Raw genomic sequence first — 21,220 nt, forward strand, 5'->3', positions numbered from 1 at the left:
AACGCACCAGCGTATACGTCGTAGCTGCTCATTTGTATTCCAGTTTAAAGGAGCAGTTGAAAAGGTGATTCGGGGGATTGAATGCGCAACGTTCATAGGTCTATTCATGGGCTAAGTAGCTGGAGGTTAAAAGGGAGCAGTTGTCAAAGGCTGCCATCCGGATAGATTGGACACTGACTCAGTTACAGGAGTATCCGATAACTCCAGTTGAACCTTTCGTTTCTGCTGGTATTCGATCTCAGTTTCATAATAGCCGCTAGTCTCTGCATACCGACCTGTGGGAGTATCAAAGTGAAAAGTCTGAAACCCCAGCTTTCCATTGAAAAAAAACTTCACTTTCTGTACATACACATCTGTAGTGTCATCTGCATAATTTCGATAGACACATAAACCATTATCGGTTTTGTTGAAGAAATTGGCGCTACCTGCAATGTCATATAGGGTAGGAATTTCATAATGGCCTGTATTCTTGTCTTTGCGCATCTTGGTCGGATGAGCTACTAAAAACACGTGTACATCACTCAGCTTGGCGAAACGCTTAATTTTACGCATGACTTCGCTGACGTACTCGGTTTCTGTTTGCCATTGATTCCGATTAGTCTCAATACAGTTATATGGGTCGATAATCAGGGTGTCAATACCTTTGCGGATTCTGATCTCCTGGGCTTTATCGAGAATGCCATCGATGGTTAAATCAGCCGTGTCGATGTCGATAAAAAAGAAATGATCGTGAATGAAGTTCAGAGCTGCCTGACGCTGAGCCGTGTTCATTTTGGCGCTGACGTCGGATCGGTAATAGGGTAATCCGATGTATTTCTGAGCAAGCTTAATGACTTTAATCGGTGCAGGTTCTTCATAGGAGAAGACCGCGGCTTTCCAACCGTAGCGGGCTGCTAATCGAATCGTTACCTGATCAATCCACTCTCCCTTGCCGTGGCCGGGAATGCCCGTAACAGTGGTGACTTCACTACGACGAAACCGAAGTAAATCATCAAAGCCCTGGTAGCCAATAGGGTCTGACTTTGGCCAGCCCTTGAGGTAGATTATATCGAGTTCCTCCCGGAGGTTATCGACTAGTAGCACGGATTCTAATGGTGGAGCCGTAGCGAACTGCCAGAGTTTACGCACGGCCTCAAGGCCATATTTTAGCAGGACTTCATTCGCATCCTTGCAGCCTTCAGGGTAGTTAACCACCCAGCACCGATGTTTGCCCAGCCGACGCATTAGCTCATTTTTGAGGTAGTTCCCAGCCTCGTCCCCGTCGACGGCAATAATAATCTTTTCCATTCGCTCAAATGCTGACCAACAATTGTCAAGGTATTCTAGTTTTGCACTACCCTTACTGGCCCCGTTGGGTACGCTGACAGCCCCATAATGGCCTGCCTGATAGAAGGTCATACCGTCGATTTCACCTTCACAGATAAGCATATCTGTACGATCTTTGAGCGCGTCAAGGTTGTAAAGAATCAACTCGGCGTCTTTAGTCATGCGAAAGCACTTCAATGAATCGCGGTACTTAACGTTTATTTTTTCACCGCTCCGGAAGTAGTTGAAGTTGATACAGTTTCGGGTACCCGCTTTGTGTTCCCCACGATCGGGCATCCATTCAGTGGATTCGCTAACGCGGAAATATTGAAGCGTTTCGGGCTCAATCCCCCGGCCTGCAAACCATTTGATGGTGTTATCCGACAGTGGTAATTCGATAACCGGCGGCTTGGCGTACTGCTTGCGTTCGGCTCTGAGCTCCGCATCGGTTTTATCTGTCACATGACCCGACCATGCGCAGTAGTGGCAATTGAAGACGCCCTTGTCCAAATTGACCGATAATGATTTGTCAGCTTTGTTTTTACGCTGGTGGGCACACATAGGGCACTTGACCTTTTGAATTCGTGGGCCGTGAGATTTAATGTCGATTTGCAGTTCTTCGTAGGTTGCCATCGGGTTAGGGAGTTAAACGACCATTGATTTTGATCTGGGCATTGGTACTTGACTGGCAGTTGTGTTATTGGAGACCCATTTGCGCGCAGCTGCATTCCAGTCTGCCATTGGACTATTGCCAACTTTCCAGCCTTTAGAGGTGTAGAAATCGAACATCTGCACAGCCATCGTCTCAGTACCACCTTCTCGACTGAGTACAAAGGCCATCAACGTCGGCAGGTCTGGTTTAACCATTTGGCCATTTCCATTTTTTTTGACCGCTGTATCAATTGCATTCGATGGATTGGTACCACCTGTTTTATCAAGATTATCAGGCACGTCTACTACCTCCTTAGATATTTTAATATCTTTTCCTTTTCCCTTTCCTTTTATGGCATTTTCCGGAAGTTTTCCAGCCGAAAACTCTGGCTCAGTTTTATTTTTGCGGTTTCTGTCGTTCTGACGCATACCGGCCACTTTGCCAAGGCGCTTCTGAATGCCACCTGAAGTCAATTTTTGCTCGTTCTGGAAGCATTCTTTATCGAATAAATTAACCTCTAAGCAGAAGTAGACAATGTTTTCCAACTCATTGACACTCATATCCAATCGTTTTCCAAGTGTTTTCCAACGGAAAACCACTGACATATCCAGTTCACCAAATTCGGTCTGATAGATTTCTTGCAGCAGCTTGATATAAACGGCAAAGCCTGTAAGGCCAAATTCAGCCTCAAGCATCTCGATTTTGTCGTCCATACGGCAGTCAAGCGGGAAATATTCCAAGCCAACTTTCTGAGGTCTTGCCATAATTGGCTTGTGGATTTAGGCGTTACTCCTTGTCGATAGCCAGGTTTGTAAACTCAGATCGTCAGAGACTATATGGGTTTCCGTTCCGGGTTCAAGCTGCAGGCCTTTAAGGCATTTCTTCGTCGTAGGGATAATAATTCGGCAGGAATGTCCGCTTATGGCAGCTCTAACAACAAAGCCCCATGAGGTAGAGTCGCAAAGCAGTACTTCACCGTTCGTTGCTCGAATGGCAGAGGTGATTTTATAGAGGGTCATGCGACTTTACGTCCTCCTCTACGCTGACTATATGCTATGTGATGATCAGCTTGTGTAGCCCGTTCAGCGTTAGTTTTCACGCGACTTCCCTGTAGCCATGCATCAATTTCAGATTGACGAAAAGCTAATCGTTTGCCATTACGTGAAAAAGGGATTTCGCGTCGTTGTACTTTACCGTAAAGAGTGGTCACGGCCGGATGGCCAGGTAGATAATCACTAAGTTCCTCGATAGAGAACCAGCGGTCTGGGGCAGGTTGACTCTGTTCAGATTGGGAACGTAATAAAGCGGTTAGATCGTCAACCTTGCAGCCTAACTGGTAGACGTAGGCCGGTAGCTGGTCAAATGTAATTGGGATACCTTCCATTGCTGGCAAGTCGTTTTAGTGAAACTTGTCAGCAATAGTACAAGGTTGTTAAGCACAGTTATTTTATAAAGTACTAGAAGTATTAAAAGTAATCAAATAGTAGTTAATTAGTACTTGACCAAGTTTTTGAACGATTTTCATACTTATTAAAATTAGTCGGTAATGAGTCTTTCAAGTGAGCATAATTCGAAAAATTATCGGTTAAAAGCAAAGTATACTCTTTCTGCTTCCCTCTTGTTGGAGCAAAACCTAAATTAATGCATTTCCTATAATAGTTATAAAACAATGCGCCCATAATTTCCATGTCTCCATCGCTTAAATTAGCCGTCAATATACCAATGTTTTCATTTTTGCAAAATGCTTTATCAATAAACAAATCTACCTGATCTTCTGTTAAAAATGCCTCACTATTGTTTAAGCTCTTTTTTTTGGCTAAGGGTATAAAATATTTCCTCACCTCCTCTATTGGCATTTCATTAAATTTATTTTTGTTACTTTGGCTTTCAGCAGGCACTAAAGGTATATGTTCAAAATTTTCATAGCCTTTAAGTCTAACCTTAAGCCATTTTAAATAATCTATTAGTTGGTATGCTCGCTGACAATCATCAAAGTGGGGCCAGATTGCCTGCCAAAAATCTTCGAAGCTACAGGTATAATCAGTATCGCATGATAGTACATAGCCAGCAATTACAACTACACTATTCGTTTCAACCTCAAGCCAATTTTTACACTCTTTTAGTTGAGCACTAGCGCGTTGGTATTCCTCTCTAATAAATGGAATAGCTTCTTGTTCAGGAGATAGTAACCTTTTAAAATTGACCTCAAAAATCTGTTTTTGACGATTCAGTTCTTCGTTCCTTGGTTTTACAAGTTCCTGCTCAATTAACTTTATTTTGCTGAAGTAGGATAAGGGCTCTGTATTTTGTTCATTAACAAAAAGGTCTGTTTTAACTCTTAGTCGATCTTTTTTTTTTAGGCTTCCGGAATTTAGATAGTCCTGAAACTTCTTCCCTAAATCTATCCACCCGAACTCTCTCTCCTCGTAAGTAGTTTTTTTTTCGTGCAGTTCGATAAGTTCCTGTACGTGTTTAGATAAGTGAACTTTAAATAGATTGGATTCATGATGTTTATCGGAAAAGCCTTTTTTCGCTAACTCTCGTTCAAAAATCTCTTTAAAATCATCAGCATTGTCTGCGCTGGCCAGTCGTTTCTGACTAAATGCGCGATGGGCTATTATAATTACTTCTCCATCTTTATTGGTATAAGTATCGTCCTCCCCATGATAGCATACTATTTCTAGAAAATTACGACACCAAACGGTTTTTCGAGTCCCAGGATCCTCATAAACAGTAGGACTGTAGCTAGTAATAGTAAATTGATAGCTATCTGCGACATGTCCATCATACCCATATTTGGGATGATAAATATTACAGTCAATCGGTTTATCATGAATATCATGATAAAAGAAGCCTACAATATCTGGAGCCTTTACCAATAGGAAATCATGCAACGCAAATTGCTCATTTATTCCCCTCCAACGATCTTCACTTAAGCTAAGTCTGTCCATATTAGAAAGTCAGTTTAATTCTATCTGCGGCATCCCGCTTGGATTGGTCAATAATCTTGGCGTAAATCTGCGTCGTCTTTAGCTCTCGGTGTCCCAGCATCTTGGAGACCGTATAAATGTCTGTTCCAAGCGACAATTGTAATGTTGCATATGTATGGCGAAAACTATGGAACGTAATCGGCTTAGTTATCCCTGCATCTTTTACCCACTGCTTTAAAATCTTGTTCCAATGAGCCGAATAAGATAGGCCAGGCAATACGGGCTGGTTATCTTCCAATCGTTCACCTAAGAGCAAAACGGCCTGTTCAGAAACCGGCATATACTCAACTCCATCCGTTTTCTCCTGTCGAAAATCAATTGTATACCCGTTTGCAGGATCATGCCGAATTTTTTCCCAAGTCAAGGCTTCAATGTCGGAGTAACGTAAGCCAGTCAGAGCCGAAAACAAGGCTGCTTGTTTGAGGACAGGTACAGACAGTAGGTCTGTTTCGGCAAGAGCTTGTAGTTCAGCTAAAGTCAAATATTCACGCCGGGTTTCTTCAGGCTTGATACTCTCCACCTTTGCATTAAGATCAGTGTTAATTAGCCCGTCTTTGTACGCTTGTTTCAGCGCTGCTTTGAATTTGTTAAAGTACCCAACCGTTGAATTTATGGCCAATGGTTCGCTATTGCGCTGACTTGGAGCTTCCATCAGATACGCTCTATAGTCCCGACACTTCTTTAGCGTTAAGTCTGATAGTTTGAGCGTTCCGCCAGTGAAATCGCGCAGGTAGTTCAGAGCACTATCCCAACCGTCTTTGTTGCTGCCGGTTCGAACTGCTGCCAGTCCTTCACAATAAGCAACAAAGCAGGTATTGAGGTTCTTTTTGGATAGAAATCCATAGGCTCCGCTTTGAACCTCGATCTGTCGCTTAGCACGTATATTTTCAGCTAATGCAAGCGATTCAGCATTCTGTTCTTTATCGGCTGGCGTTTTTGGCCGGTTAAATAGGTACACCCCCAGAAATTCTCTCCGGGTAGGTTTGCCGGTGTCAGGGTGAGGGATAGCCGGATAGTAATCTAAATATAGGCTCGTTCGCCCGTTGCTGATTGGTTTCTTGCGTACTTTGACCTTAATCATAGTAGGGTAGGAGGGTTGGATAGCAACTGGTCGATTCTGTATTTAGGCACATACGCATAGATGCTGCTATACTGCTTGGGAATCTCATGCCGATGAATAAGCTCGTAGAGTGCTTTTTCAGATATATCGTATTTCTCTCGTATTTCCTTCATGGTGTAGCAGTCAGCCAACGCAACCGGTTCCGGACGGCTTTTCTCCATTAGCTCGGCTGGACGATCAAACAGACGGTCAATGTCCGAACGACGGATAACGGTACGGCGGTTGAGTTTGACAAAGGGTAGTTCACCCCGTTCATTGAGCCGGTATAGACTACGCCGACTAATGCGAATGAGCTTGGCTGATTCATTAACTGTCAGGAACTCCTGCGCCTTTATATCTTCGATGGGCTTGAGTTTTATCTGCAACGTCTGCTCATTACTCGCCTGGGCATTTGCTGACCTCTGACGCGCTTTATAAGCTTTTTTTGCGCAGTTATCGCTACACGTTTTAGTCGTTGTCTTACGTGCTTCAAACTCGTTGCCGCACTGCTGACAGATACGGATGATGCGTATGTTTGAACTCATATGTCAGACCGAGTCAACTCAATGACTCAATGTGTGCTAATGTGTCAGTTTGTGCCATTATCTCGCCTAAAAAACGGGATTCTATAGGAAACCCGCTAATGAGGTACAACGAAGGTACAAATATTTACTTAACAAACAAATACTATCACTCACTAAATCAGTAGTACTAGGCGTAGAAAAAGCCCACTTTCAGGGCTTTAGATACTATTTAGTGATAGGATACAAAAAGGTTAGTCAAGACAGTTACTTTCCAATACAGAACTTACTAAAAATAGACTCTAATAAATCGTCTGTTGTAATTTCGCCGGTTATTTCGCCCAGATGTTGTAACGCAACGCGTAAATCCATCGCTAACCAATCGGGAGTTACGTTCGAATCCAGCCCGGCAATGGCACGGGCGAGGGCCTCATCGGTGGCGGTGAGATGTTCGTAATGGCGGGCGTTGGTCACGACAGCACTGCCCGTTTGGACGGCAGCATCGGTCAGTACACGGGCCGAAAGGGCAGATTTCAGTTCCTCTAAATGCGTTTGTTTCGCAGCCGAAATCCAGACGACCGTTTCTCCCAGTATGTCTTCTAAGGCCAGGCGTTTCTGATCTGTAATGGCATCCAGTTTATTCCCTACGAGCAGGTAAGGCTTACCCGATTCGCGTACTTCTGTAACGGCTAGCTGCAGTTCATCAGGTTCAATATTCTTGCCATCGAACAAATAAACGACCAGAGCCGCATCGCGCATTTTCTGTTGAGTTCGCTCAATACCGATGGCTTCGATCCGGTCGGTGGCCTGGCGTAAACCGGCCGTGTCGATGAGCCGGAAGCGGATGCCGTTGATGAATAATTCGTCTTCAATAACATCCCGGGTGGTGCCGGGAATATCAGAAACGATGGCTTTCTCTTCGTTCAACAGCGCATTCAGTAGGGTTGATTTGCCCGCATTGGGTTTGCCGACAATTACCGTAGGTACGCCGTTTTTAATGGCGTTTCCGGTTGAGAAGGAGTCGATCAGCGGATGGAGCACCCGCCGGATATCGAGCATCAATTGCCGGAGCCGGTCGCGGTGGGCGAACTCTACGTCTTCTTCGCCGAAATCCAGTTCCAGTTCTACTAAGGCCACAAAATCAATGAGTTGCTGACGCAGTTCTTTCAACCGCTTCGAGAATCCCCCCCGCAACTGGTTCAGGGCGGCCCGGTGACTGGCCTCGGAGTCCGACGCAATGAGGTCGGCTACGGCTTCGGCCTGAACCAGATCGAACTGGCCGTTCAGAAAAGCGCGCTGGGTAAACTCGCCTGGTTTAGCCAGTCGGGCCCCTTCCTGCGTAAGCCGACGCAGAATCTGCTGACTGATAAACTCCGACCCATGACACGAAATCTCGACCACATCTTCTTTGGTGAAGGACTTAGGTGCCCGGAAAACCGTTACCAGCACTTCGTCGATGATGCTTTCGGTACCCGACGCGTCAGGTCGATTCCTCAAGGTGCCGAAATGGGCAGTATGGCTAGCCTGTTGGGTGAGGTCTTTACCCCGGAAAATACGGTTGGTGATCTCAATGGCACCCTCGCCCGATACGCGGATAACGGCAATGGCACCAATGCCCGGCGCGGTGGCAAGGGCGGCAATGGGTTCTAACTGAAACAAGTTTGTAGTTTGTAGTTTGTAGCTTATACTATAAACATTAGAAACTGTCTGAAAATTAATTCCTAATCAGGCTAAAACCCCTAAATCCCCTGAAGGGGACTTTGCTCACTCTTAGATAAAGTCCCCTTCAGGGGATTTAGGGGTTTTTAGACGGCTTCTTACACTTTATTCGGGAAAATGGGGAGCTTATTTAGCAACCCAATCAGGCGTTTCTCGACGGATACGGTTGGAATCCCAAGCCAGTCGGCATAGTCATCGCCCAGGAAGAAACGCATTTCACCGGCTGCGAGGTTCCGCATACTATCCGTTCCGATGTTGCTCCGTTTGGTTTTGGCTGACTCTTGTTTAGTTAACTGGGGGTTATTAGCTACGTCGGCCATCGCATTCAGCAACGAGCGGGTAAGGCCTACGCCTGCTTCGGAAGGGGCAAATTGTCGCCGGGAAATGACCTGATGGAGCATAAACGCTTCCCGAAGGTTTTGGGGAAGCAACGCATCAACAACGCCATTCAGGTAGTTGACTACGCTGATATGGTGGAGATAATCTTCTTCTTCCTGTTCAGTTGCCGCATTGAACATAGACCGTCCAGCTAGCTTGCGCAGGCCGAGTATCACAATGTAGGAGAAAGCAATGTTCGTTCCGGCCATATCTTCCTGATTAACCGGATAGCCCCAGTCCATCGTCCATCGGCCCGAATGCAGCGAGAACCAGCGGGCTCCGGCATGAATCAGGCGAATTTTCAGGATTCTGGCAATGGCGTTGCCGGTTTTCCACTCTTTGGGATTGTTGACCGCAAACACCCATTCGCCGGTTTCCTGCAATCGGCGGGCGGTGTCGTTTTTAATGCGCTCGGTTAACCACAAAACCTGCGCTCCGTGGGCGCCCAGGTAGGAGTAGGGGAGTGAAAAGAAGCCCAGGACGAGGCCAATCTGTTGGGCGTTCTTCTGGAAAAAGTCCATGCCCCGCTGCATCGCATCTGGTTTAGCCCAACTGGGTAGACTCGCGTATTCGCTAAAAAATACCTGAACAGCAGGATGTTGTTCAGCCAGCGAAAAATCAGCTGTATCGGCCAGCCAGCGCATCAACGACCGTAGTCCGGCGGGGCCATCTGCGGCAATGATAGCTGCAATGACGTCGTCGGCGGGTGCGTCGCCCTGTTGCCGGTAGTGTTGCAATAACTCATCAGAAAATAAACGGGTCGGCTTAATCAGAACTGGCATCGGAGTGGGGAGTACGTATACGCATCTGGGTAACGTTGGGTATAACCAATTGGTTTTTGTGATTGCCACCAATGCGTCGGATTTTCCGGCAGTTGTATAGCGTAGTCTGAAACTTTCCCGTTAATTAATTGTAATATTATGATCTATTAGTAAAAGAGGTACCTATTTATGTCTGCTTTACCGACTGACATTAGTTTAACGGATGATACACTGTGGCTACAGCTACAAGCGGGCGATAAACAAGCGTTGGGTTCATTGGCAGAACGGTATTATCGCTCCCTATTTCATTATGGCACGAAACTGACAACGAATCATGCCTGTATTCAGGATTGTATTCAGGATTTGTTTCTGACTATCTGGGAGAAACGACAGTCGATCCAGGTTTTACAGTCAATAAAAGGATACCTCTTCGTTGCCTTACGCAACAATATACTCCGTCAGGTAAAACAGGATAGTCAGCATGATGATGTCGATCAGTCGGAGGTACTAACCGATTGGCTAAGCGACCCCGAATCGCTCTATGTACAGGCCGAAAACGAACAGAACAAGCAGGCGTATTTAAAGCAGGCACTCGAACGCTTACCCAAACGGCAACGGGAAGCCATCTACCTCAAATACTACGAAAACCTCAGCTATGAGGAGATTGCCACGGCGATGGGCGTGAACCGGCAGGTCGTGGCGAACTACCTACAGCATGCCCTGCACAACCTCCGCGATCACTGGCAGGATCTGTCCCATTTTTTATTCTTCATTACGTTTTTTTATTGAGTGATCTACAGAATCGAGTTGGATTCTATTGATTCTCACATTGCTCGTTCTTACGTTCCCCCGTTCTCGCTTGGCTACGCCGAGTGAGGACTATATTTTTAACGGCCTCTGGCCGGTGTCGTATGGCCAAAACGGGCCAGAGGCCCTTGAAAAATAGCCCTCACTCGGCGTAGCCAAGCGAGAACGGGGGATTGGCCCTAATCGAGGTTTCTTAAAACCTCGATTAGGGCCAATCTGACTCGATAGGTTTTGAGAAACCTCACATGTCAGTTTTAAGAAACTGACATCACCAGAACAACACCAAAAAGAATCCGTAGAATCACTAGAATCCAAAGAGTCACTAGAATCTCCGCCTTGCCTGCACACTTAAGTTTTATTTTTTAAAAGAATTTTCATAGTCGACGGTTACTTTTTTGACCCTTGCCACTCCTCGTCGTACAAGTGGCACCAAAGCCGCTTGTTCAGAACAGACGACGCGCCTTGACACCGCAGCAATTTATTGAGAATGAATCGTTTCGGCGCTGGGTATTTTCCAGCACACCGATTGAGGTGGCTTATTGGGAAAATTACCTGACTCAGTATCCAGACGATCGGGAAAGTGTTGAGCTGGCCCGAACTTTCCTGCTCACCGCAAAAGGTGAACTGCCCGAAGTGCCCGATCAGCAGATCGGCGAAGCTGTCGAGCGTATTTTGTTGGCGGTTCCGGATGAACGCCGTGGCCTGGTTCGTTCGCTGTCGGACTGGTCGTACTGGCAACCGCTTCGGGTGGCGGCTTCCGTTGCCCTGTTGCTGTTGACGAGCTGGTTTGGCTGGCGCTATTGGCAGCAAAACCGACGCGGGCCAGTCATTTCGACTAAAGAACAAGCGGCAACATCACCCGCAGCGCTGCTCGAGGTGGCTAATCGGAAAACCACTCCCCGGTTGGTTCGGTTGGCCGATGGGAGCCTGGTTGTACTGCAACAAAATGCCCGAATCCGTTTTCCAAAGCAATTTGCTGGCGCTAAACGGGATGTATTCTTAACGGGGAAAGCCTTCTTCGAAGTTGTCCGGAATCCAGCGAAGCCGTTCCGGGTGTTTACCGGCGATGTAACGACCGAGGTGCTGGGAACCAGCTTCCTGATCAATGCCCCCGAAACGGGCGGCAAGGTAAACGTAGTGGTCAAAACGGGGAAAGTCGCCGTGTCGACTCATCCGAAAGGCAGTGATCAATCGAAAGCTGGCCTGTCTCAGCGAATGGCCGTTGTGCTCTTGCCCAATCAGCAGGCTACGTTTTCGAAGGAAGATGCCCGCCTGGTTAAAAGCGAGGTCAGCCGGGCCGAAGCTACGGTATTACCCGCCACCACGCAGTCCTTTTCGTTCCGACGGACGCCCTTACCGCAGGTGCTGGATGCGCTCGAAAAGGCATACGGGATCGACATTCAGTTTGATCGCGATGCTTTATCGGGCTGCACACTTACCGCGCATCTGGATGATCCGTCGCTCTTTGCCCGACTTGATGTGATTGCTGCCATTACCGGCTCAACCTACGAATTGCAAAATGGCCAACTGGTTATTCATTCATCGGGTTGTCGCTAGTTAGCCCCACCCGAAAACGTACCCTTTACTCAACACAATCATGATGAAAACGCTACCCCATCGTTCGTACCTCCGCTGGTTTATGCGACTGACTTTTATCCCGTTCCTGTTGCTCATCAGCGTCATGGGCAGCCTGATTGCCCGACCCGTTCATGGCCAAAATCCACTGAAACGAACCGTAAGCCTGTCGATAGCAAACCAGTCGGTCGAAACGATTCTGGAACGGCTGGAAAAGATTGCCGATGTGCAGTTTGCCTACAGCTTCGAGCTTATTAAAGCGGATCGGAAGGCCAGCCTGACGGTCAAAAATGAGCGTCTGGAAAAGGTGCTGAACGAATTACTAACACCTCTCCAGATCGACTACTCCGTAACCGGTCCACGACTGATCCTGCTGAAACCCAGATCCGGTGAGGCCGTGCTGCCACCCTCGTCCGACTTCCGGGCCTCCCTGGCCCCCGAAGCCCCAGCGAGTGTCGATAAGGTGGTTACGGGAACCGTCGTGGATGAGAAAAGCCAACCCATTCCGGGTGTCAACCTGGTGGTGAAAGGAACCCAGACCGGCACCACCACCGATGCGCAGGGGAATTTTCGGATTACGGTGGCCGACGATCAGGCCGTTATCCTGTTCTCTTCCGTCGGGTATCTGGGGCAGGAGGTGGCAGTGGGTAATCGAACAACCCTGACTGTCACTTTGCAGGACGATAATAAATCGCTGTCGGAAGTGGTGGTGGTGGGCTACGGATCGCAAAAAAAATCGGATCTGACGGGGGCGGTTTCGACGATTACGGCTAAAGACATCAGTCGCCTGCCTGTGGCGGGTATCGATCAGGCATTACAGGGAAAATCATCGGGTGTTCGCGTGACCCAGTCAACGGGTGCTCCGGGCGAAGGGGTTGCTGTCCGGATTCGCGGGGTGGGAACGATCAACGATAATAGCCCGCTGTTTATCATCGACGGCGTACCGACTAAAGACGCCTTCAGCGTATTGAATCCCGCCGATATTGAAAGCATGTCGGTGCTGAAAGATGCCTCTTCGGCGGCTATTTATGGCGCACGTGCGGCCAACGGCGTGATTGTGGTGACGACCAAACGCGGCAAAAGTGGTGCCCCTCGGGTAACGTTTAATGCGTATACCGGTATTCAGCAACACGGTCGGTTGATTCCGATGGCCAACTCGCAGGAGTACATCAATATCTATAACGAAGCGGCTACTAACGATAACGCGTCAATTACCAACCCGAGCCTGCAACGCCAACTGATTCCGAGTACGCTTCAGGTGGCTGATACCGATTGGCAGAAAGCCATTTTTCGCACGGCTCCTATTCAGAATTATCAACTGTCGGTTAGTGGAGGCACCGACAAGTCGCATTACCTCCTATCGGCCAATTACTTCGATCAGCAGGGTATCATTCTCAATTCGAGCTACAAACGCTACGCACTCCGGGCCAGCATCGATACGGAGATTGCCCGGAAAGTGAAAATCGGAACTAACCTGAATATCACCTATTCGCAGCGCAGTATTGTGGGGAGTTCGGGCGATGGGTACGGGGGCAACGGCGGCAGTATTGTTCGGTATGCGCTGTTCCGGACGCCCGCCATTCCGGTGTACGATCAAAACGGCGACTATGCCGATCTGCCCCAGTTCCCGGCCTTCTTTGGCGATGGCTACAACCCGGTTGGGCTGGCGCAGAAACAGGATAATAAAGAACAACAGTATCGGGTGTTCGGGGATATTTTTGGGGAGTGGCAGATTCTGAAAGGGCTACGGTTTCGGACCGATGCCGGGCTCGACCTGAACATCGTCAACCGGAAAACCTACAACGAAAACTGGGGCACCAATAACCGGATCAATAGCCCCTCCACACTCGTCAACCGGTTTAGCCCGGCTAGTACGATTACCTGGAACAATACCCTGAATTATGATATCACAATCGGCGAAAACCACCAGATAACGGCGCTGGCGGGTACCGAAGCCATTCACAGCGTCAGTCGCGATGTGGGCGGTTCCGACCGGAATTTCATTGATCAGGTGAGCAACCTGCGTTACCTCGGCCAGGGGGCCGACATTACCGGGCGGCAATCGTTCGAAAGCGATTCCCGCTGGTCGCTGTTCTCGCTGTTTGGGCGCGTCAACTACGCGTTTCGGGATAAATACCTGGCATCGGTCAACGTCCGTCGCGATGGATCGTCGCGCTTCTCGCCTACGAACCGATACGCGAATTTCTTCTCGGGTTCGGCAGGCTGGAACATCGACCGGGAGGAGTTTTTTCAACCCCTGTCCCGCACGATTTCCCTGTTGAAACTACGGGCGAGCATCGGTCAACTAGGGAATCAGGATATCGGTAACTATCCCTATGCATCGCTGGTAGGTAGTGGCTACAACTACGTGTTTGGGGCTAGCCCGCAAACTGTAGCGGGTTATGCCGTTGTGACGCGGGGAAACTCCAACGTAAAATGGGAGTCGTCGACCCAAACCGACGTGGGCCTGGAAATGGGGTTTCTTCAGAATAAACTCCAGATCACCGCCGACTATTTCATCAAACGAACCTCCGATATTCTGGTGCCAATCCCGGTTCCCAAATCGGGCGGTAGTGCGGCTGCTCCCTATGTCAATGCGGGCCAGGTGGAGAACCGTGGCCTGGAGCTAGACCTGATTTTTCGCGATAAAAAGGGCGCTTTTTCGTACGACATTAGCGCCAATGCCTCCTTCATTCACAACAAAGTCCTGTCGCTCAGCGAAGGTCGGCCCATTCCCGGCGGGCGGATCGACAACGGCGTGTTCGGTACACTGACCGAGCCGGGTTATCCCATTGGCTCGTTCTACCTGCTTCAGCAGGACGGAATTTTTCAGAACGAAGGCCAGATTTTTACCAGCGCCTTTCAGGGCAACAACATCAAACCCGGCGAAGTCCGCTTCAAAGACATGAACGGCGATGGCCTCATTAACCAGTTGGACCGGTCGCATGTGGGGAGCCCGATTCCCACGCTGACCTACGGCCTGACGGCCAACCTGCAATGGAAAAACTTCGACCTGTCGGCCTTCTTTCAGGGTGTTTCGGGCAACAAGATATATTACCAGGTTGCCACGGATATTGAAGGATTTTACCGGGCGTTCAACGTAACCCAACGGGTGGTCGACGACCATTGGCATGGCGAAGGAACCAGCAATACCCAACCTCGGGTATCGTGGAGTGGATCGGCCAATAACAAGCAACCGTCGACCCGTTTTCTGGAAGATGGAGCCTACACCCGCCTGAAAAACCTCCAGCTCGGCTACACGCTGCCCAGCACCCTCACCAAAAAACTGGGTTCCTCCACCATCCGGGTGTATGTGAGTGGGCAAAACCTGCTCACGTTCACCAAGTACCCCGGCCTGGATCCCGAACAGCAAAGCAGCGACAACGTGAACAACGAGCAGTTCAAGGGCGATGTGGCCGTGGGCATCGACTGGGGCACGTATCCAAGCGCCAAAACCTATACGGTTGGATTAAATGTAAGCTTTTAGCGCAATCCGTTATGAAAAAGACATACCTACTCATACTCTCCATTCTGCTGATTTCGGTCAGTAGCTGCTCTAATTTCCTAAACGAAGAGGTGCGGGCGGCTTATTCGGAAGACACGTTTTACAAGACCCAGGCGCAGGCGTTGCAGGCCCTGAATGCCGCCTACCAGACCCTATCGTTTTCATCGGATAATAACCGCTTGTGGGTGTTCGGTGATGTGGCGTCGGACGATGCCGCCAAAGGAGGGGACCCCGGCGATCAGGCCGATATTGGTCTGATCGATGATTTCACGGTATACCCAAACAATGGGCCGGTCGAATCGGAGTGGGGATTGCTATACGAAGGCATCAGTCGTTGCAACCGGGTTATTCAGCAGGTGCCGACCATCGCAATTGCCGCCGATCTGAAAGCGCGGATTCTGGGCGAAGCGCGATTTCTGCGGGCGCTGAATTATTTCTACCTGGTTAATATTTACGGCCCGGTGCCGGTGCTGCTGGAACCTAAAAACGCCGATCAGCTACAAATTCCGCAGTCGCCGGTAGCGGATGTGTACACCAACGCCATTGAAGCCGATTTGCAGGAAGCGATTAAAAGTCTACCCGCCACGTATACGGGTGCCGATGTAGGCCGGGCCACTAAAGGGGCGGCTCAGGCATTGCTGGCGAAGGCGTATTTGTACGAAGGGAAATGGCAACTAGCCGCCGATGCTGCCGGGCAGGTCATTAGCAGCGGGGTTTATTCGTTGCTGCCAGTGTACTCGCAAAACTTCAACCAGGTCTTCAAAAACAGCAGCGAGACGGTCTTTGCGGTGCAGCACCTGACGGGGCAAGTGCCATTTACGGGGAATCGGCTGAACCAGTGGTTTGCTCCGCGAAACCCCGAAAACGGCTATTTCTTCAATGTGCCAACGCAGAATTTCGTCGATGCCTTTGAGAAGACGAGCGCGGGCGTTGTTGATCCACGTCTGGATTATACCGTAGCGCGGGCGGGCCATCCCTGGATCGACGGGACAACCTACGATCCACTCTGGTCGCCAACGGGTTACCTGAACAAAAAGCACGTTCAGCCCATCACAGAAGTTCCCAAAAGCACGAAGGGCGATGGGAACCTGAACTACGTAACCATCCGCTACGCCGAAGTACTGCTGATTCAGGCCGAAGCGCTCAATGAACTGGGGCGCTCAGCCGATGCGCTGGTGCCCCTGAATCTGGTTCGGAAGCGGGCGCGCGAGAGTTACCTCTACGACATCAGCTTAAGCATGGCCACGCCAACGCCAGTGGTTCCAACAGGTCTATTGCCCGATGTAACGAATACGAGCCAGTCGAGCCTGCGCGATATCATCCGGCACGAGCGTCGGGTGGAGTTGGGCTTCGAGTTTCACCGCTACTTCGACATCATGCGCTACGGCAAAGACTACGCCCAGAATGCCCTGCGCGATAAACCCTCCTTCAAGTACGAAACCAACCGCTATTTCCCAATTCCGCAGAGTGAGCGGGATACCAATAAAGGCCTTGTTTTTTAATTCAGTTTGTTCACTAATCAATTTGTCAAAACCCAGTACGCTCATGAAAAACTTACCTGTTTCGGTTACTGCCTTACTACGGAGTCTGATGGCTCTATGCTTATTGCTGGTTGTGCTTCAGGCCTGCAAAAAGAATGATGATACCCCGGTTACGCCCATCGACAAAACCGCCCTCAAAGCCCGACTCGACAGTGCCAATGCTTTATACACGGCAGCCGTAGAAGGAACGGCTATCGGCCGGTATGAAACGGGCTCGAAAGCGACTTTCAAAACGGCGATCGATGCGGCCACGACCGTAAACAGCGACAATGCCGCCACGCAGACGGCTGTCAACAACGCTAATGTGAACCTCGGGCAGGCCATAGCGACCTTCAAGAGCAAGCAGGTTGCCGAAATTGCCCCGGACAAACTCATCCTGCACATGCTCTTCAACGGCGATGCGACCGATGTATCAGGAAAAGGCTTCAACGGGACCCTGAAAGCAGGTAGCGCCTTATGGGGTGCCGGTACGCCCACACTCACCGCCGACCGATTTGGGGTGGCCAACAAAGCGTATCATTTCGATAAAGGGGGCAACATTGAGATTCCGTATAATTCGGTGCTGAACCCATCCAAAGAAATCACGATCAGCATGTGGATCAAACGGGATACAACCCGGGCCAGTAATTACCTGTTGGCACTGAACCGCTGGAATGGCTATAAAGTCCAGTTGCAGGAGGCTAATAAAGTATTCTTTACGGTGAAAACAACCGCTGGTGCGAAGGACAAAGACGATGAGTCGGTGACATTGGCCAACAACAAGTGGTATCATATCGCCGTGAGTTATAAATCGGGAGAAATGAACTTCTACATCGATGGCACGCTGGTGAAAAGCTGGACCGACGTAACGGGCGATCTGGCACCGGTAAAAAGCACGATCAACATGACGATCGGACAGGATTTGCCAACGAGTTTGTACAACGCCAATGAGAAAGATGATGCCGACGGCAACAACTTCAATGGCCCCTGGGGTGGCTACTACACCGGCTCCATGGACGATGTTCGTATCTACAATGTGGTGCTAACCAGCACGCAGATTACGTCGTTGTACAACGCGGAGAAGAGTCAGTAGTACAAGGAGAGAATGGATAATGAATAATGTAAAATGGATAATGGTTTACGTACTCATTATCCATTTTACATTATTCATTATCCATTCTTAAAAATCAAGCATTTTGTCTTAAGTTTCGTGTATGCAGAAAATCGGGTGGGTTGTTTTTATCGGGTGTCTGGTGCTGGGAGGCTGTCGGCAGACGCAAACGGAGCGACCGTTGCTGTTCTGGTGCTCCAACAATGCCGGTGAGATCACGTTCGCCCGGGAGTTTACAGACCGCTGGCAACGCGAGCATCCCGATAAACCCCTGCACTATCAACCCATTCCCGAAGGGCAATCGAGTGAGGAGATCATTCTGGCATCTGTCGTCGGAAAAACTACGCCCGATATCTACGCCAACATGTGGCAGGGGAGTGTTGAAATGTACGCCAAAGCGGGCGTGCTGGTACCCCTCGATACCATCAGTGGGTTCATGGAGTTTCTGCGTGCACGCTGCGATAGCCTTGTTATCCAGGAAGTTACTTCATCAGACGGACATATTTATCAGGTTCCCTGGAAAGTGAATCCGATCATGACGCTCTGCAATACCGGGCAGGTGAACGAGCCGGGTCTGAAACGACCGCCTTACACCTATTCCAGCTATATGGAAGCCGGGAAACGGTTGAAGCACGACCTGAATCACGACGGTTATACGGACCAATGGCTGGGGTACACCGAGGTAAAAGTGATCTGGTACCAGCGTTTTTTTAATTTTTACCCGCTGTATCTGGCTGCGTCTAACGGGGCTCCGCTGGTGAAAAACAACCGGGCGGCCTTCAACAACAAGTATGCAGTGGAGGTATTTCGGTTTTTGCAGCAACTGTACCGGGATGGCTACTTCTCGAAAGAGCGGCTCTCCGCTACCCGTGACCCGTTTCTGGATCAACATATTGCAACATCCTTTACGGGACCCTGGCAGGTGGGTTTTCTGGAAAAATACAAGGACCCCAGCCTGCACTACGATACCTGGCCAATGCCCGTACCCGACAACCATACGGGGCCGGCCTACACCTACGGCGACCCGAAAAACATTGTTATTTTCAATACCTGCCCCGATCCGAAAGCGGCCTGGGAGTTCATTAAAACGCTGGTCGACAAACCCGGCGATTTACGGCTGATGGAGTTGACGGGCCAGTTTCCGCACCGGCGGGCTGTTGATACCGACCCGTATTTCAGCGTGTTTCTGCAAAAGAATCCAAAGCTATTGCCCTTCGCCCGACAGTCGCGCTACATCAAGGGTGTCGACAATAGCGAGGTGATTGTCGAAGTGTTCGATATCATTTCGCAGGAGTACGAAGCCTGCGTCGTGTACGACCGAAAAACGCCCGAAGAAGCCATCCGCGACGCGGCCAAAGCGGTTGATGTCTTATTGGGAAATTAAATCATGAAGAAACTCATTCCTTATTGGCTGGTTTCGCCGTATATCCTGTACTTCTGCGTGTTCGTGGCGTTTCCGGTGGTATTCTCCATTGTTCTCACGTTTCATAGCTGGAATATTATTTCGCCCATGAAGTTTATTGGGCTGGACAACTACCGACGGTTGTTTCAGGATCGGCTGTTCTGGCAGGCGATTTACAATACGCTACGGTTTCTGGTCGTGCATATCCCGCTGCAGATTGTCGTAGCACTGGCATTGGCGGAATTTCTCAACCAGAGTATTCGGGGCAAGTCGTTTTTTCGGGCCGCTTTTTTTCTGCCGGTCATCGTGTCGGGGGTGGTGGTTACGATTCTCTGGCAGCAGCTTTTGGGTTTCAACGCGGGTATTCTGAATCGGGGATTGTCGGCGTTGTCGCTGCCGAAAGTGCCCTGGTTGGAGGACCCCGGCATTGCCATGTATGCCATTGCGCTGATGGCTACCTGGAAAAACGTAGGGCTTTACGTGATCCTGTTTCTGGTGGGCCTCCAAACGGTGCCGGTTCAGTATTACGAAGCTGCCGACATGGAGGGCGCAACACACTGGCAGAAGTTTCGCTACATCACCCTGCCCATGATCAATCCCACGATTTTTATGGTCGTGGTGCTGTCCACCATTGGCGGTTTTTCTCTTTTCATCGAGCCCTACATTATGACCGAGGGCGGGCCACTTAATAGTACGCTTTCGGCGGTCATGTACATTTACAAACAGGCCTTTCAGTACTACCACATGGGCTATTCGGCCACGCTGGGATTCTTTTTTGCACTCTTGATTTTAGGTGTGGTAGCGATTCAAAAACGATACGTCGAACAGGAGGTATAAAGGGTAAATGAATAATGAATAATGGATAATGGATAATGAATAATGAATAATGAATAATGAATAATGAATAATGAATAATGAATAATGAATAATGAATAATGAATAATGAATAATGAATAAAGGATAATGGTATGTTGTTTAAATTCAGTTTGTTACTTATTGGATATTATGCATTGTTCATTATGCATTGTCCATTATCCATTATCCATTATTTACTCATTTAGTATGAAACTACTCCGATATACATTTCTAATCCTGGCGGCTCTGTCGTTCATTTATCCGTTTGTCTGGATGGTGAGCGCGTCGTTGTCGTCGGAGCAGGGGATTGGCTCGCTGACGCTATTGCCTATTGACCTGACGATCCGAAACTATACCACCGTTTTTGAGCGGATACCACTCGGTCGTGCTTTCATCAATAGCTTGCTGGTGGCACTCGTCACGACAGGGTTAGTGCTGGTTTTAGGGGCTATGGTCGGCTATGCACTCGCGCGATTGCGGTTCCGGGGGCGTAACCTGATTTTCTACCTTATCATTTTTACAATGACGCTGCCTTTTCAGATCACGCTGATTCCCAACTACATCACGATGGTGAAGCTGGGTTGGGTGGATTCGTATTTTGCGCTGATTGTTCCGTTTGTGATGAACTCGCTGGCGGTGCTGCTGTTTCGGCAGGCGTTTGCCGGATTACCCCAGGCCCTGATCGATGCCGCTCGAATTGATGGTTGTGGGGAGTTGCGCATCATTTTTCAGATTCTGCTGCCCAACATTATTCCAACCGTTCTGACCATTACCATTCTAACATTCATGGGCTTATGGAATGAAGCCCTCTGGCCGCTGATCGTAATTCGTAATGAATCGACTATGACCATGCCCCAGATGGTGACGCTATTTTCGGTAGGTGGCCGGGCCGATGCGCAATTAGGTGTGAAGATTGCCGCAGCCGTCATGCTGGCCATGCCAATTTTGATTGTATACCTGTTTTTTCAAAAGCATTTTATCCGCAGTATGGCCTCGTCGGGGTTGAAAGATTGAATAATG

Annotated in this window: 16 protein-coding genes; 8 read left to right on the top strand and 8 right to left on the bottom strand. The window is 49.1% G+C overall.

What is annotated here, in order from left to right:
* Positions 1-126 precede the first annotated feature (126 nt).
* From ACYVGO_RS31245 to ACYVGO_RS31280, 8 genes are all read right to left on the bottom strand, one after another.
* A complete protein-coding gene (locus ACYVGO_RS31245) occupies positions 127-1,938 on the bottom strand; it encodes a DnaB-like helicase C-terminal domain-containing protein (RefSeq protein ID WP_460972671.1) in 1,812 nt (603 codons plus the stop codon).
* A 12-nt stretch (positions 1,939-1,950) separates the two neighbouring features.
* Entirely contained in the window at positions 1,951-2,721 is a 771-nt protein-coding gene (locus tag ACYVGO_RS31250; protein ID WP_460972672.1) for a DUF4373 domain-containing protein, read from the bottom strand.
* A gap of 251 nt (positions 2,722-2,972) precedes the next feature.
* Positions 2,973-3,341: a helix-turn-helix domain-containing protein gene (locus ACYVGO_RS31255; RefSeq protein WP_460972673.1), complete on the bottom strand. Its 369-nt coding sequence runs from the start codon at positions 3,339-3,341 to the stop codon at positions 2,973-2,975.
* Positions 3,342-3,444: 103 nt separating this feature from the next.
* A complete protein-coding gene (locus ACYVGO_RS31260) occupies positions 3,445-4,908 on the bottom strand; it encodes a hypothetical protein (protein ID WP_460972674.1) in 1,464 nt (487 codons plus the stop codon).
* Between the two features lies 1 nt (position 4,909).
* Positions 4,910-6,028: a tyrosine-type recombinase/integrase gene (locus ACYVGO_RS31265; RefSeq protein WP_460972675.1), complete on the bottom strand. Its 1,119-nt coding sequence runs from the start codon at positions 6,026-6,028 to the stop codon at positions 4,910-4,912.
* Positions 6,025-6,591, bottom strand: coding sequence for a helix-turn-helix domain-containing protein (locus tag ACYVGO_RS31270; protein ID WP_460972676.1), 567 nt, complete (start codon positions 6,589-6,591; stop codon positions 6,025-6,027). Before ACYVGO_RS31270 ends, ACYVGO_RS31265 begins: the two co-directional genes overlap by 4 nt.
* Before the next feature lie 243 nt (positions 6,592-6,834).
* On the bottom strand, positions 6,835-8,226 hold the full coding sequence (gene mnmE, locus ACYVGO_RS31275; protein ID WP_460972677.1) for a tRNA uridine-5-carboxymethylaminomethyl(34) synthesis GTPase MnmE: 1,392 nt from the start codon (positions 8,224-8,226) through the stop codon (positions 6,835-6,837).
* A gap of 158 nt (positions 8,227-8,384) precedes the next feature.
* On the bottom strand, positions 8,385-9,446 hold the full coding sequence (locus ACYVGO_RS31280) for an oxygenase MpaB family protein (protein ID WP_460972678.1): 1,062 nt from the start codon (positions 9,444-9,446) through the stop codon (positions 8,385-8,387).
* Positions 9,447-9,614: 168 nt separating this feature from the next.
* Here ACYVGO_RS31280 and ACYVGO_RS31285 point away from each other — a divergent pair, with 168 nt between their 5' ends.
* From ACYVGO_RS31285 to ACYVGO_RS31320, 8 genes are all read left to right on the top strand, one after another.
* Positions 9,615-10,214 (top strand): RNA polymerase sigma factor, encoded by a 600-nt coding sequence (locus tag ACYVGO_RS31285; protein WP_460972679.1) that lies wholly within the window; start codon positions 9,615-9,617, stop codon positions 10,212-10,214.
* Between the two features lie 420 nt (positions 10,215-10,634).
* Positions 10,635-11,789 carry a FecR domain-containing protein gene (locus ACYVGO_RS31290; protein ID WP_460972680.1) on the top strand — a complete coding sequence of 385 codons (1,155 nt, stop codon included), beginning with the start codon at positions 10,635-10,637 and terminating at the stop codon, positions 11,787-11,789.
* A 40-nt stretch (positions 11,790-11,829) separates the two neighbouring features.
* Complete coding sequence (locus ACYVGO_RS31295; RefSeq protein WP_460972681.1) at positions 11,830-15,294, top strand: TonB-dependent receptor; 3,465 nt, start codon at positions 11,830-11,832, stop codon at positions 15,292-15,294.
* An 11-nt stretch (positions 15,295-15,305) separates the two neighbouring features.
* Complete coding sequence (locus ACYVGO_RS31300; protein WP_460972682.1) at positions 15,306-16,814, top strand: RagB/SusD family nutrient uptake outer membrane protein; 1,509 nt, start codon at positions 15,306-15,308, stop codon at positions 16,812-16,814.
* A gap of 43 nt (positions 16,815-16,857) precedes the next feature.
* Positions 16,858-17,925 carry a LamG domain-containing protein gene (locus ACYVGO_RS31305; RefSeq protein ID WP_460972683.1) on the top strand — a complete coding sequence of 356 codons (1,068 nt, stop codon included), beginning with the start codon at positions 16,858-16,860 and terminating at the stop codon, positions 17,923-17,925.
* 121 nt (positions 17,926-18,046) lie between these two features.
* On the top strand, positions 18,047-19,327 hold the full coding sequence (locus ACYVGO_RS31310) for an extracellular solute-binding protein (protein WP_460972684.1): 1,281 nt from the start codon (positions 18,047-18,049) through the stop codon (positions 19,325-19,327).
* A gap of 3 nt (positions 19,328-19,330) precedes the next feature.
* Positions 19,331-20,182: a carbohydrate ABC transporter permease gene (locus tag ACYVGO_RS31315; RefSeq protein WP_460972685.1), complete on the top strand. Its 852-nt coding sequence runs from the start codon at positions 19,331-19,333 to the stop codon at positions 20,180-20,182.
* A 225-nt stretch (positions 20,183-20,407) separates the two neighbouring features.
* Entirely contained in the window at positions 20,408-21,214 is an 807-nt protein-coding gene (locus ACYVGO_RS31320) for a carbohydrate ABC transporter permease (RefSeq protein ID WP_460972687.1), read from the top strand.
* Positions 21,215-21,220: the final 6 nt, after the last annotated feature.

The organism is Spirosoma migulaei, assembly GCF_054776855.1.